Genomic DNA, 14631 nt, shown 5'->3' on the forward strand with positions numbered 1-14631 from the left:
ACAAAATAGCCGCAGTTAATGGCTGGCTATATGGAAAAAGACAAGTGCCAATTGAGGCAAACTGAAGCGAAAAATTTGCCTCTGAAAACCTGTGTTGGACGAAGCCGCTACGCGGAGACTGCAAGTCCCACCTTTTTTAAAAATCAACACATTTTAATTTTGCCTTCTTATAGTGATATACCGGAAAAGGCGATGCCAACGCATCCGCCATTGACCAGTTACTTCAAAAAGGAGGTTTACAATGGACACCAGCATGCCCAATGATCCAAAATTCAACAAGTATTACCATAAGCATCTTCAATGCTTGAAACTGGCAGGCCTGCAACCTAAGACCATCGAGGCCTACTCACGGGCGATCAGGCGGATCGGCAACTATTTCGACTGCCGGGTCGAAAACCTGACCACCGACCAACTCCTTGATTACTTCAACGACCTGCTCGAGAACCGTTCCTGGAGTGCAGTCAAGCTCGACCTTTATGGCCTGAAGTTTTTTTACACCAGAGTGCTGGGCAAGACCTGGGAGGACATCCCCCTGATCAAACCACCGAAGACCACCAGGATTCCGGATATTCTTTCGGTAGAACAACTCCAACAACTGGTCTGCGCTACACGACAGTTGAGTTACCGGGTTTTCTTCTTCACAGCCTATTCACTGGGCTTGCGTCTTGGAGAAGGAATCAGGTTGAAGGCCGGCGATATCGATTCTGTCAATATGCGGGTCCACATCCGCGACGCCAAGGGAAACAAGGACAGGTTGGTTCCCCTGCCGGAGAAGACCTTGCAGACCCTGAGAAATTTCTGGTCTGTCCATCGACACTCAGAGTTCCTCTTTCCCAATCGGAAGCGGGGGCTGAAAAATGCACATCTGGTAGATACGCCCTTGGACAGAGGCGGAATTCAGACTGCCATGAAGGCCGTGGTCACGCAACTCGGTATTAAAAAAAAATTTCATGCCACTCGCTTCGCCACAGTTATGCCACCCATATGCTGGAATCCGGCGTAGATCTTGTCGAACTCCAGCAGATCCTGGGACATGTCAGCATCCTGACTACCTCCAGATATACTCACCTGACGACCGTCACTAAAAACAACGCCCGCCAGGCCGTCAATTCCTTGACCGACACCTTTGATATTACCTGGGGAGGTGTCAAATGATTCTAATCTCCACAATAATCAACAAATTCAAGCATGGCTTTCTGGAGCAATACAAAGATTCAATCCTACCCAGTCACCAAAAGGCCCTCTGGGCTATGGAGCAGTGCAGGCAGGAGCATGGCCCGCACATGCTGGCACAATGCACAGATCATGACTGCGGCGAAAAAAGATATATTCCCCACTCCTGTGGTCACAGAAACTGCCCCCATTGCCAGAACCATGAAAACCAGCAGTGGATCGAAAATCAACTGGACAAGCGACTCCCGGCCGAATACTACCTGGCCACCTTCACCCTCCCCAGGCAACTTCGGGCCTTGACATGGAGGCACCAGAAAATCGTCTATTCCCTGATGTTTGATTGTGTCCAGGAGACCCTGAAAACCTTCACCCGGAACGACAAAAAACTTGGTGGAGCAGCCGGGTTCACCGCCATACTCCACACGCATTCACGAGAGCTCGAGTATCATCCCCATATTCATGTCGTCATGCCCGCGGCAAGCATCAACATGCTAACCCGTTTATGGAAGAAAAAGGCCGGATACCTCTTCAACGAAAGGGCCCTGGCAAAGGTCTTCCGGGCAAAAATGCTGGAAGCCTTGGTCGATCAGGGCCTGAAACTGCCCGGGGATTGCCCCGAAAAGTGGATTGTTCATTGCAAAAACGTCGGCAACGGCGACAAGGCCATCATCTATCTTGGAAAATATCTTTACCGGGGAGTCATTCAGGAAAAGGACATCTTGCGATGCGAAGACGGCATGGTGACCTTCCGTTACCTGCACGCAAAGTCTAAAAAATACAAAACCCGGACCGTGACCGGAGAAAAATTTCTTTATCTGCTCATGCTCCATATCCTGCCCAAGGGTTTTCGTAGAATCCGGTGTTATGGATTCCTTCATCCCTGCAGCAAGAAACTCATTAAACTCCTTCAGCTAATATTGCGAGTCATTCCATTCCGTATGCTTGCAAGCAGACAGAAAAAACGACCCGCCATCACCTGTCCCATTTGTGGAGCAAAGATGAAAATCATCCAAACACAAATTCTTCTGCCGCTGGTTGCCTGACCAGCATGAACGAGCTGAAAAGGAGGTGTTGACTAATCCAAATTCCGCACATCACTAAGCGTGAAAGGAAACTGGTTCTCCCGGCAACGCATACTTGCGCGCAGAAAACAGCCTTTTTGGGTTCGAACGGCCTCGATAATTTGATGAATTTATTTCAAAGATCAATTTTTCGAAAAAAGAACCGGTCCTGCCCCACATCCGTCTGATCAGGCGGCCTTGCTCCGAAAAAGCTATTTTCTATATAAGGTGTGACCGGGCTTGTCCAACAAACGGTTCAGATTGTGGTTCGCTGCGCTCACACAATCTAACCTTATTCGTTATATCGCCTCCATAAATGGAGGTTTTTCTTTGGAGTAAAGGGTCCATATCTTTAGTGTTTGAACGAAAACTAACCCACCTGCCGCTTTGCTTGCGCCTTGCATCTGGGTAAGTTTTCATCCAAACACGGGTTTTCGGTCGGGCACTATTTATTTAAACGATAGGAGAAAATGAGGATAAAGATAATGACTGGGAGACAAAACCAAACAGAAACTGTTTTTGTATTTATAGTGTGTTTGTTGCTGCTGTCATTTGGGACAATGGCCCATGCTGTCCAAGCCTCTATTGACGGTATATATAAAACTGATTTTAACGAAATGTCTCTTCAGATGGACGGAAATCGGATCACTGGAACATATAAGTTTAAAGGCGGTAAAATAGACGGAGTTCTGCAAGGCAACATATTGACCGGAACGTGGATACAGACCAATGCCAAAGGACGCCTGGAATTTTTTTTCGCCAAAGACTTCTCCTCTTTTTCTGGAAAATGGAACTACAATGATGCCACCCCGTCCAAAAAGTGGAACGGCCGGAAGATCGAAAACATATCTGCAAAAATACCCATTATAAAAGATATTGCCTCAGCAAAAAAAGGCACTCCCATCGTTGAAGGCGTCTATAAAACCGATTTCAGCGAAATGTCTCTTCAGCTGAACGGAAATCGGATCACTGGAACATATAAATATAAAGGCGGTAAAATAGACGGTGTTCTGCAAGGCAACATATTGACCGGAACATGGATACAGACCAATGCCAAAGGACATCTGAAATTTATTTTCGCCGAAGACTTTTCCTCTTTTTTAGGAAAATGGAACTATAATGATGCATCCCTATCCAGAGAGTGGAATGGAAATAAAATAGAATCAGATCAGGTCTCAGATTTAACCTTGACAGATACGGTACCACTTTCCTCCCCTTCTGAAACGATTTTTGAAAGTAAGACTCAGACCGATGAAAAGACCATTGAAACAGCAGGTGTTGTCGGCAAGCCAACAGTGCCGGCAAGTGCGGATGCCATTAATATACAGTCGACGCCGTCAACAAAGGTTCAAATATCGGAAGGCTTAATATCGGAAAAAGAAGAAATGGAGGCGTTCAGAAAATTGCCGTCGCTGCCACCATTATCCTCCATGCTGACAACAGCGAAAGCCTCACCAATTGCCCCCCGGCTTGATCCGGGTGAATTCAGCAAACTCCAGTATCTTGGTGCTGTATCGGCTGTTAAAAAAGCCATGGAAGATCTTTTGGGCCCCATGGCGCCAGCGGCCAAAAAAAAATTTGAAGCCCAGTGGGCAGCCATTTATGATTTTCCGGCAGATGCCTGCATCACCTACCTGAATGCAGCCTCCCCGATCCTTTGGGAAATTTTATCCCTGAGGGCATCCATGATGATGGTTATCCAGGGATATGACAATTTTATCAATCAGGCCCAGATGGCCCGATTTGTCGGCAATCTCGAGGCCTCCCACGAACTGATGCGGCGGGCAGGCCAAAGTGCTGCTCTGTTAAAATCCCTTGAGCGTAAAATGAATGAGGGGGTTAAAGCCTTTGCAGCTTTGGGTGAGATTCCCGATGTGACGGGGATCAAAGCGGCAGCAGCCCAAAATTATGCTCGATCAAAAAGCTTGTTAAAAAGCCTGTTAAAACCGGTGGAACTTTCCGGCGAGTATGAGCCGGCCCCATACCAGTCCATTCAAAATCCCCTGGACGGAGGCCGCAGTGCCAATCCAGACCATACCATCATCCGGACGGAAAAAGATGATGACTATGACCGGGTCACCTATTTTCAACCCTTGAAAAGCATGGGGGAAAACCGGGTGGTCATGTATTCCTGTGAAACGAGTAAAGAGGGCGATAAGAGTTCTTTTCTTCAGATGTTTGAACAACAGGACAACGGCTCTTTTGTCTATTATTATGGGGGCAGTGCCTTGACCAAGGTGGTGCTGACCATGACAGAAGACGGTTTTCAGAAAACAGAATACACATTGGAACCCAAGGATTTCACTGAGGACCACAACGATTTTAGTGAACAAATGGCAGCCTTGATCCGGAAAAACAAGCTCCCAAAGGTTGAGCTGTCATGCGGTGTCCGCTCCCGGGCCTTTTTGGCCAATTATGTTCAGTATCAAAAGCCTCCCACGGACGACGAATTCAACTGGAATAAATGGGAAAGCCAGCTGAAAAAACATCAAGAGGAATTTATTGAAGAATTTGAAGGTGAACGCCTGGCCTTTGAAACCCTTGCCCGACAGGTTCAATTTCCTGAGCCTGTTCCGGCCGAAAATATATACTGGGTGCTGGACCGCATGGAAAAAGTCAACACGGTTCCGGTTAAAAAAGACAGACTGGGTGTTTCTGTGATCGGTCAGGGCATAGAAGCGCAATATATGGAGATGATGGCCCGTAAGGATGGATTTACGCCCCGCCCCATGATGATGGCCACCAGGGAAACCGACAGCTCTGATACGAAGATTATCAATGTTGATAAACGAATCGTTTTTGATGATGCGGACAACAGTAAAACAGTCCGTGATTCACTCACAATTGAAAATAATGTAAGCTGGGATTTACCGGCGCCTGTTATCCCCCAGGCAGGCGGACGCCTGGAGCTTAAATTTACAGCCACACGGGATGTGACAACCCCTGTAAAATCAGGTATTGTTCCCTCTCCATTTTCGGATATCAAAGCGGGCCTGTCCCCCCAGGGACTGGATGCCCAGGGACGCTACAAGGGGTATGCAGGAGACGGGGTGGTTGTCGGCCTGCTCAGTGAGCATCTGAACAGCGGTCCAGGCAAAATAACCCAGAAAAGCGAATTAAGCCTGCCATTGGACAATTTCTTTTCCCAGACTGCGCTCATAGAGCTCAATTGCGGTTCAAACGTTTACAGCAACATTATCTCCCTGGCCAATGCAGGTGTTAAGTTTTACTACAAAAGAAAATTCATGAGCCAGGACGAGGCAAAAGCGTTAAGCGAACAGATGGGTGAAAATCTTGAAATTATAGCGAAAAAAGATCGGTCTGCCCAGGACGAACGGCAGGCAGACAAAAAAACGGCCCGGGATCTGGACAAAGAAAACCTGGCGGCGCTTAAAGAATCCATGGAATTTCATGCCAGCATCATCAAATATGAACAATTAAAGTCCCAGAAGATTGCCCAGGAACTTAACCGGGAAATAGCAGATTTAAAAGCCCAGGGCGGGGTACCTCAAAAAGGTCAGCAGGAAAGGATTGCTGCGCTTCAGTTCAATATTATTTCTGCCAAATCCAATGCTATTTTTGAACAGGACCGCATTAACGAGCTTCAAACCGGGACCTTTACAAAAACCGAGACTCCGTTTGACAGCATGTGTCGGGTTCAGTTCAGAAACAACATTGAAAAAAATATCAAAAAAATAGAATTCATTGAAACCCAGGATGAACTGGCACAAAAATACATTGAATTTCTACCTGAGGCGGACCGTTACCAGGCCAGGAAAATCCTCCACAAAATCAGAGATGAATCCCCGGATGATCCGGAAAAATATCAAAAATTGAACGGAGCGTTAAAAAATAAATGGCAGGGATTTGAAGAGGCAAAAATGGCCAAGATTGATGAGGACCTGGCATGGAAAGAGGCCCAGGTTGCCGCCATTGAAAATATTAAAACCGGGGCCGATGTCGGTATGCTTGCCTGTAGCATGTTCGGCGGCCCCCAGGCCCTTGCTCTGACCTACCAGTTTACCACGGGCTGGGCTGAAAAAGACCTGCTCACAGGGGTCAAAAATTCTGTGTCCATGTATTCAGATGCCGTGGATATTGCCTGGAGTACCTACGACGGATATTGTCAGGATGGCTGGTATGGTGCGGCTAAGGCCGGTGGGATTTCTCTCCTGATGAACAAGGGACTGCCGTTTCTGGTTGGCAAAATGGGCAAAGGTGGCACGGACCTGGGCGATGCCAAAATAGGTAAAACAGCAGACAGCCTTGCCGATGCCGCCAAAAAAGCAGATGCCGTCAAACCAGACATTATTTCAGGCAATCCGAAGTTGGGTAAACCAACCATAGATGATGTTAAAGTCTACAAAGCCGAACTTGAAAATGCGGAACGACAGGTCAAGGGATTTGTTACGGACTATCACAACTGGAAAAAAGGGGTAAAGGCCGGGCTGCCCGATGATGAAATCAAGGCCCTTCACAAAAAGATGATCGACAGCACAGCCGCCATCAACCAGAACCCTGCAGCCAAAGGGTATTTGAAATACAAAGCTCCACCTGCCACCGGTCGATTTTTTGATAAATCCCTGGATCAGATCCACGGGCCGGCACGGCAGCAATATTATCGAACAATGAAAGAGGCCGGGTACAGTGATCACGAGATTTTTGCCATCCGAAACGCAGCAAGCTCCGGCTCCACTGGCATGGATTTTGATCAGGCATTGAAAGAACAGCCGGACTTTATCCCGTTTAAAAATTCAGACGGCACAACCTCATTAAGGCGAAATGTCTGGCTGACCAAGAACGGCAAGCCGGTTTCCCGCCACCAATGGCAACTGGATGCCCAGAAGTCCTGGGATGATGCCTATAAGAATGCTTCCAACGGCCACAGCGCCCCCAGATCCTGGGAAAAAATGACCTCACGGGTTGATCCTGAGGCATACAAGCAGATGGCGGTTCTCAATATCAGCAAGGATTTGTCCAATGTGGATGAAATAATGGACAGCCTGGACCCTAAATGGGTAAGACAAATGTCTGATGTCACCATGTTCAAGGCCGGTGAAATGCTCAAGGATAAGAATTTGTCCCGGCTGGCAGGGGTTAGGGAAGCCTGCAGGGGAACGGCCAAAGATCTTGACGGCAAGTTTCTGCCCTTTATCGATACAAAGCTCAAACAACTTAAAAATATTGAACCGTCAAAATTGTCACCATCGGACAAACACAATATGCAACGGCTTGAAAAGGCCCTTGAAACATTTACAAAAGTAAAAGATGGCTTCAACGTCATCGGTAAGGCAGATGTTCCACCTAGCCAATGGGATGATATTATTAAAAAATCCACAGGCGGAAAAGGGATCATGCAGACAGTTCAGGATCTTTCAGATTTGACCCAATCGTTGTTCATGTAATTGGATTGGATTGGATTGGTTTGATTGCATTAAAACCACAAAGGCTTTATCTTCATTGGCGGTTTTATCGTCCTTCTGGGCATCTTAGGCCTGTTCATGTTTGGATTTCATATGGTTGCCGCCCATGATCAATATTACCTATCCCTACTGGATCTCAACAGGCCGGCATTTCTTTTTTTACCGTCAGACAGTAACCCTTCGTGTGCCGATCTAAAGGCTGGTAATAGTGGACCTTGATTATGATCAAGGTCATCCTTTCCTTGAATGATCCATTAAAAAAATAAAGAAAATTTATCGTTTATCTGATAAAGAACCTATATCCTGTGAAGTCATATGGGGTATAGGAAAATATTGAACGCAACCAGATTGGTTGGAATATAAAAACTGGAAAAACAAGCCATGGGTGCTTTTAAAAGATATGGGGAGAGAAAAAAATGAAACCCGGTGAAATAGAAAATTTGAGTTTCAAGATCATTGACAGCGAGGCTGGCAGCCATAATTTCACCGTCCAGGAGTGGAACATTGTCAGAAGAATGATTCATACGTCGGCTGATTTTGAATATATGAAGAGTGTAAGGTTTCATCCGGCTGCCGTTGCAGCAGGCATCAAGGCCATACAGGATGGATGTACCATTGTGACCGATACCAACATGGCAAGGGTGGGCATCCGAAAAGGGGAACTTGCCCTGTTCGGCAATGGGGTCCATTGTTTGATTGCAGATCCGGATGTGTCTGAACGTGCCAAGGCAAACGGGGTGACCCGGGCTTTTGCCGCCATGGACAAGGCTGCTGAACTTTTTGATAACGGTATTTATGTAATAGGCAATGCACCCACGTCCCTGCTTCGGCTGATGGATCTTATAAAGGATAAAACGCTGACACCGGCCCTGGTGGTCGGCCTGCCCGTGGGGTTTGTTAATGCAGCTGAATCCAAGGCTGAGCTTATCAATCTTGACATCCCCTTTATCTCCAATGTGGGCAGAAAGGGTGGGTCCAATGTTGCCGCAAGTGTTGTCAACGCACTTTCCATCATGGCGGCAGAAGAATAAGGAGGCTGTTATTAAAGGGTTTGTAATTGCAGGAACCGGCAGCGGCAGCGGAAAAACCACTATATCCCTTGCCGTGATGGCCTATTTCCAGGAACTTGGACTCAAGGTGGCCCCTTTTAAGGTGGGTCCGGATTTCATTGATCCCGGCCACCATTCAGCATTGACGGGCCGCCAATCAAGGAATCTTGATTCGTGGATGCTCCCTAGGGCCTACAACCAGCAGGTATTTTCCAGGGGTTGCCAGGGGGCGGACATTGCCGTTGTCGAAGGCGTCATGGGGTTGTTTGACGGCTACAGCGGCGTTGACGAATCAGGCTCCACGGCCCAGATGGCCAAGTGGCTCGACCTTCCTGTGATCCTGGTGGTGGATTCAAGGAGTATGGCAAGAAGCGTTGCCGCCATTGTCCAGGGATTTGAAAATTTTGACAGGGATCTTCGATTTGCCGGGGTAATTTTCAGCAAGACCGGAAGCGAGCGCCACTACGAATATCTTAAGGAGGCGGTTGAGGCAAACTGCACCATGCCGTGCCTGGGATTCATGCCAAGGAACGATAAAATTGCCATTCCTGAACGTCACCTGGGTCTTGTGACCTCGGAAGACCACGGAATCCAGGCGGAAGTGGTGTCTGAGCTTGTTCGGATGATCCATGAACACACCCGCCTTGGGGAGATGATCAAGACCCTTCCGGACATTCGTCTTTGCGGGCTTAAAGATGAGGGCATAAAAAACAGGCCCCAGAAAAAAGTAAGGATCGCCCTAGCAAGGGACCGGGCCTTTTGTTTCTATTATCCTGAAAATATTGAAGCCCTGGAAGCTGCAGGCGCTGAAATCGTCACTTTTTCTCCCCTTGAAGACAAAAATCTTCCCCAGAACATCCACGGTATTTATTTCGGGGGTGGCTACCCTGAGCTTTTTGCCGATGGGCTTTCTGAAAATACCATCCTCATGGACGAAATCGGTCAGCAAAGCCTTGCAGGTATGCCTGTTTATGGGGAATGCGGTGGTTTCATGTACCTTTGTAAAGGCCTGACGGCCATGGATGAAGACAAGACGTTTAAAATGGTAGGCTGTTTTCCATTTAAGGTGTCCATGTCCAAAAGGCTTCGATCCCTGGGGTATCGGAAAATTGTTCTGTCCGAGGATACTTTGGTGGGGAAAAAGGGGGATACCCTCAAGGGCCATGAGTTCCACTATTCGGCCATGGATGAAGACATCCCTGTGCCTGAAGAGATCAGGCGAGTATACGGTACCTGCCGCCGGGACGGCACCCGAACCTCAACCCAGGGGTTCCAGAAGAACAATACCCTGGGCAGTTATCTTCACATCCATTTTGGCAGCCTTTCCACGGCTGGGACCTCTTTTGTGGAAAGGTGCTGGCAGTTTAAGAACGGGGATTGCCGACCATGACAGAGAAACGGCTGAAACCTGGATTTACAACGGGGGCAGCGGCAGCGGCAGCCGCCAGGGCGGCCCTTATGCTGCTTGTTTCGGGCAAGGCCCAAGAGGGTATTGAGATAAGGTTTTTGAACGATGAACGTTGCCTTATCCCCATTCATAACAGCAAAAAACTTTCTCCTTCCATGGCTGAAAGTGTTGTTGAAAAGGATGCCGGCGATGACCCGGATGTCACCCACAGGGCTGAAATAGGTGCCAGGGTTTCCATAAAACGCCGGGACAGGGGCGATTCCACCATCACCATCACAGGTGGCAAAGGGGTTGGCGTTGTCACAAAACCGGGACTTGAGGTGCCAGTGGGCCAACCTGCCATCAATTCCGGGCCCCGAACGATGATCTGTGAGGCGGTCAACGAGGTGCTTGGGGCGTTTAATCTCAGTCACATGGATGTAAAGGTTGAAATTGTGGTTCCCATGGGTGAGGAACTGGCAAAAAAAACCTTGAATGCCCGTCTTGGTATCCTGGGCGGGATTTCCATTTTGGGAACCACGGGTATTGTCCGGCCCATGTCCCACGAGGCCTATATTGCCACCATCCATTCCGGAATCAGCGTGGCCGAGGCCATGGGTGTTGACACCCTTGTGTTTACCACGGGACGGCGCAGTGAGCGGTTTGCAATGGATCTTTTTCCCGGTTTTTCAGAAGAGGCCTTTGTCCAGATCGGTGATTTTTTCAAGGCGTCCCTGGACGCGGCAGAGGCCGCATCTGAAATTAAAAAAGTGATCATCACGGTTTTTTTTGGAAAAGCCGTGAAAATGGCCATGGGATTTCCCCACACCCATGCCGCCAAATCAGAGCTGACAATGAAGCGGCTTTCCAGGTGGGCCCAGGAACTATACCCCAATGGGACTCTGGCTGAAAACATTGCCGGTTCCAACACGGCCCGCCATGCCTTTACCTTTATTTTTCCGGACTACCCGGACCTGATTCGCCGGGTGGGAGAGAATATCCAACGTTCGGCCCTTGAATTTTCCCATGGAAAATTATTGATCCGTGCTGTTATTTTTGATTTTAACGGTGACATCGTGTTTGATTCAGACACGCCCGGGGCATGAGACATGGGCATTGATATTGAGAAGTTCATTGATATTCTGGCAAAAGAGGTGGCCGATTACAAGGTTCCCATTATTGACCTCATGGGGGCCCAGACCGAGGAACCCTTCCGGATACTTGTGGCAACCATTCTATCGGCACGGACCAAGGACGAAACCACGGCCGCTGCATGTAAGAGACTTTTTAAAAAGGCTCCCGATGTAAATGCCCTAGCCGGGCTTTCCAGGCAGGAGATCAGCGATCTGATCTATCCCGTGGGATTTTACACTTCAAAATCAGGTTATCTTGAACGTCTTCCAAAGGCCATGGAGGCCTTTGATGGAAAGGTGCCCCAGAATATTGATGACCTGGTGACCCTGCCCGGGGTGGGGCGTAAAACGGCAAATCTTGTGATGTCTGTTGCCTTTAAAAAAGACGCCATCTGTGTGGATACCCATGTGCACCGGATCATGAACCTCTGGGAATATGTGGACACCCGAAATCCCCTTGAAACCGAGATGGCCCTTAGGAAAAAACTGCCCCCAAAGCTGTGGCAGCGTGTAAATGCCATTCTGGTCGCCTTTGGCCAGGGCACCTGCCGGCCCGTGGGCTCCCATTGTGATGTCTGTGTCCTGGAATCCATGTGTCCCAAAAAAGGGGCAAAGCCCAGAAAAAACATGGCAAAGGCCTGATGTCAACGGCAGGTTACAAATCGATATAACCTTAGGCCCATGATCGAAATAAAATATTCCAAAACATGGCGTAGGATTTTAAGTCGTATTCAAGGCACGTTAATGGGAGCATATTGAAATATGTGCCCATTAAGGCAACGAAGAAGACGGCTCAAAAGACACGCCATGTGGGAGGTTTTATTTTGATCATGGGCCTTACCCAACAAAGAGGTCAAAAAATGAAGAGAAACTTTAAGATGTCACTGACCCATGTTTTGGTCCACGAGGGTGGATGGGCAGATCATCCCAGAGACCCAGGCGGTGCAACCATGAAAGGGGTCACGCTGGCTACGTATCAACGTTACTTTGGAGAAGATAAAAATAAAGACGACCTGCGAAATATCACAGACGAGGCACTGGAGCAAATTTACCGTTCTGGTTACTGGAGCAAATGTTGCTGTGATGAACTTCCCGCAGGTGTCGATTATTCACTCTTTGACGCCGCAGTGAATTCTGGACCCGGGAGAGGTGCTAAATGGTTACAAGCAGCAGTTGGAGCCAAGCAGGATGGTGGTATTGGTCCTAAAACCCTTGCCAGGGTCAAAGCGTCCGAACCCCTCCAGGTTATCGACGTCATGTGCGACCGACGTTTGACCTTTCTGCGTAGTCTTTCCACCTGGTTCACATTTGGAAAGGGGTGGGAACGCCGCGTTCAAGCCGTTCGCGGAACAGCCTTTGCCATGGCCGGAGAAAGCAGTCAGGTCCTAGAGGACGTTGTTCCATCGGTGGATTACCGAATTGTCAAAAAAGGTTCCCGTGGACTCTGGGTGCGCAAACTCCAAGAAGCACTGAAAATTCAGGTGGATGGAAGGTTTACTGGAGACACCGAGGCCACGCTGAAAGCCTGGCAGCAGGCAAATGGGCTGGAACCTGATGGTATAGCTGGACGCAATACCTACCGGTCGCTGGGCTTGCTCGGCTGATCTTATGGCCTGGGGAGCACCCAGAAACAAGTAAATAATTTTTTTCGGATTCCAAATTATTGTTTCACGTGAAAAAAACATGGAATAATGCCAGGTGAAGTATTGCAAATTTTAAAGGAAAGCTTCCCTGTTTCTGCCATGAAGATGTGTCAAGTTAAGGAATTGCCCTTCTGTTTTTAAGACGGTAGAATATCACACAGTACATCAGAATCAGGGACAACAAAATTTTTAATAATATGACGTTTTTCACTATCAAGAAGTATAAAGAGATCCTCAGGATAAGTCTGCCCCTGGTATTGAGCATGGGGGCCACCACTGTGATGGAATTTACCGATCGGGTTTTTCTGGGCCAATATTCACTGGATGCCCTGGCAGCTTCCCTGCCGGCCGGTATTACTTCTTTTTTGTTTACCTCTTTTTTCATGGGTACAGCTGGATATGTAAATGTGTTTATTGCCCAGTATACGGGGGCCGATGACAGTAAAGGGGTTGGTGCAACCCTGTGGCAGGGGATCTATTTTTCGATGATAAGTGCTGCTGTCATGGCACTCATTGCCCTTGCTGCTGTCCGGTTGTTTGCATTTATCGGCCATTTGCCCGAAATTCAGCAGCTTGAAGTGACTTACTTTCGTATTCTGTGCTCTGGTACAGGTATCAGTATCCTGGGAACCACCCTGTCGTGTTTTTATTCGGGAAGGGGGCTGACCCGAAACGTGATGCTGGTCACTAGCCTGGGAACACTTTTCAATATCCCCCTGGATTATGCCATTATTAACGGGGCCTGGGGATTTCCCGAGCTTGGTATCCGGGGAGCGGCACTTGCAACCGTGATGGCATGGACACTGATTACCGGTGTTTTTATGTTTTTGATTTTTAACAAAAAGTATAATGAACGTTACCACGTCTGGGATGCACGGAAGTTTAATCCAAAGTTGTTTTTGCGGCTTATGAAATTCGGGATCCCTGGAGGAATTCAATTTTTCCTGGATATTCTTGCCTTTGCCTTTTTTATTCTCATTGTGGGAAGGCTGGGAAAACAGGAGCTGGCAATCACCAACATCGTCATGTCCATCAATTCCCTGTCATACATGCCCATGTTTGGTTTTTCCATCGGTGTCTCGAGCCTTGTGGGGCGGGCCATGGGAGGAGAAAAACCCGATCAGGCGGTTATAGCGGGTAACGCCACCGCCCACATTGCCCTGTCCTATGTCTTTTGTCTGATTCTGCTGTTTGTATTTTTTCCCGTTCCACTCATCAAGGTTTTTTTATCGGCAGATCTGGCACCAGCAGACCTGAAAAACATCTTGGAAATGGGAACCATCCTTTTAAGATTTGTGGCAGTCTATCTTTTCTTTGATTCCATTAATGTTATTTATATGGGGGTTTTAAAAGGTGCCGGAGATTCCAGGTTTATCATGTGGAGCATGGGGGTTGCCGCTGTTTTTTTTCTTTTCATACCGGTGTGGGTGGGCATCATTTATTTTGAGATGGGGCTTTATTATGCATGGACCTGCATCACTGTTTACCTGTTTATGCTCTGTCTGATGATTTTTACACGGTTTTACAAAGGCAAATGGCAAACCATCCGGATGATACAGCAGGAAAGAAGGCTTTTGCCCTAGAAAAGAGGATGATCATTCCCTTGGTTTATCGGGTCATTGCTTTTTGCTGAACACCTGACACACGGCGCTTGCAACTTTCAGGTGTCAGGCAGACGGCATTAAAAAAGCAATTGTGTCTGTGCTTGACTTGGGAGCGTTGTTTGACTTGTGCAACCCAGTGTTTATTTTAGTGTTTAATG

At 48.0% G+C, this 14631-nt stretch carries 11 protein-coding genes; all 11 read left to right on the plus strand.

All coding sequences use genetic code 11. The features are described 5' to 3' along the window. The first annotated feature begins 30 nt into the window (after nucleotides 1-30). The 11 genes from HRM2_RS27420 to HRM2_RS00105 all read left to right on the plus strand — a co-directional run bounded on the left by HRM2_RS27420 (nucleotide 31) and on the right by HRM2_RS00105 (nucleotide 14452). Nucleotides 31-264 carry a hypothetical protein gene (locus HRM2_RS27420; RefSeq protein WP_232364151.1) on the plus strand — a complete coding sequence of 78 codons (234 nt, stop codon included), beginning with the start codon at nucleotides 31-33 and terminating at the stop codon, nucleotides 262-264. Continuing rightward, the gene (locus HRM2_RS27995) at nucleotides 242-1003 is read left to right on the plus strand and encodes a tyrosine-type recombinase/integrase (protein WP_012662387.1); all 762 of its coding nucleotides are present in this window, start codon (nucleotides 242-244) and stop codon (nucleotides 1001-1003) included. The genes HRM2_RS27420 and HRM2_RS27995 overlap by 23 nt, the downstream gene beginning before the upstream one ends. Beyond that, entirely contained in the window at nucleotides 985-1155 is a 171-nt protein-coding gene (locus tag HRM2_RS28000; RefSeq protein WP_012662388.1) for a tyrosine-type recombinase/integrase, read from the plus strand. The genes HRM2_RS27995 and HRM2_RS28000 overlap by 19 nt, the downstream gene beginning before the upstream one ends. Beyond that, nucleotides 1152-2216 (plus strand): IS91 family transposase, encoded by a 1065-nt coding sequence (locus HRM2_RS00070; protein WP_012662389.1) that lies wholly within the window; start codon nucleotides 1152-1154, stop codon nucleotides 2214-2216. The genes HRM2_RS28000 and HRM2_RS00070 overlap by 4 nt, the downstream gene beginning before the upstream one ends. Before the next feature lie 647 nt (nucleotides 2217-2863). After that, nucleotides 2864-7639: a hypothetical protein gene (locus HRM2_RS00075; RefSeq protein WP_148214524.1), complete on the plus strand. Its 4776-nt coding sequence runs from the start codon at nucleotides 2864-2866 to the stop codon at nucleotides 7637-7639. Between the two features lie 434 nt (nucleotides 7640-8073). Further along, nucleotides 8074-8688, plus strand: coding sequence for a precorrin-8X methylmutase (locus HRM2_RS00080; protein ID WP_012662392.1), 615 nt, complete (start codon nucleotides 8074-8076; stop codon nucleotides 8686-8688). Continuing rightward, on the plus strand, nucleotides 8636-10096 hold the full coding sequence (locus HRM2_RS00085) for a cobyrinate a,c-diamide synthase (protein WP_012662393.1): 1461 nt from the start codon (nucleotides 8636-8638) through the stop codon (nucleotides 10094-10096). The genes HRM2_RS00080 and HRM2_RS00085 overlap by 53 nt, the downstream gene beginning before the upstream one ends. Beyond that, entirely contained in the window at nucleotides 10093-11199 is a 1107-nt protein-coding gene (cbiD, locus tag HRM2_RS00090; RefSeq protein WP_012662394.1) for a cobalt-precorrin-5B (C(1))-methyltransferase CbiD, read from the plus strand. Before HRM2_RS00085 ends, cbiD begins: the two co-directional genes overlap by 4 nt. Before the next feature lie 3 nt (nucleotides 11200-11202). After that, the gene (locus HRM2_RS00095) at nucleotides 11203-11868 is read left to right on the plus strand and encodes an endonuclease III domain-containing protein (protein WP_012662395.1); all 666 of its coding nucleotides are present in this window, start codon (nucleotides 11203-11205) and stop codon (nucleotides 11866-11868) included. A 122-nt stretch (nucleotides 11869-11990) separates the two neighbouring features. After that, nucleotides 11991-12830, plus strand: a complete 840-nt coding sequence (locus HRM2_RS24800) for a glycosyl hydrolase 108 family protein (RefSeq protein WP_232364308.1) — start codon at nucleotides 11991-11993, stop codon at nucleotides 12828-12830. A gap of 236 nt (nucleotides 12831-13066) precedes the next feature. Next, entirely contained in the window at nucleotides 13067-14452 is a 1386-nt protein-coding gene (locus tag HRM2_RS00105) for an MATE family efflux transporter (RefSeq protein ID WP_012662397.1), read from the plus strand. The last annotated feature ends 179 nt before the right edge of the window (nucleotides 14453-14631 follow it).

The sequence above is a fragment of the Desulforapulum autotrophicum HRM2 genome, from assembly GCF_000020365.1.
Classification (GTDB): Bacteria; Desulfobacterota; Desulfobacteria; order Desulfobacterales; family Desulfobacteraceae; genus Desulforapulum; species Desulforapulum autotrophicum.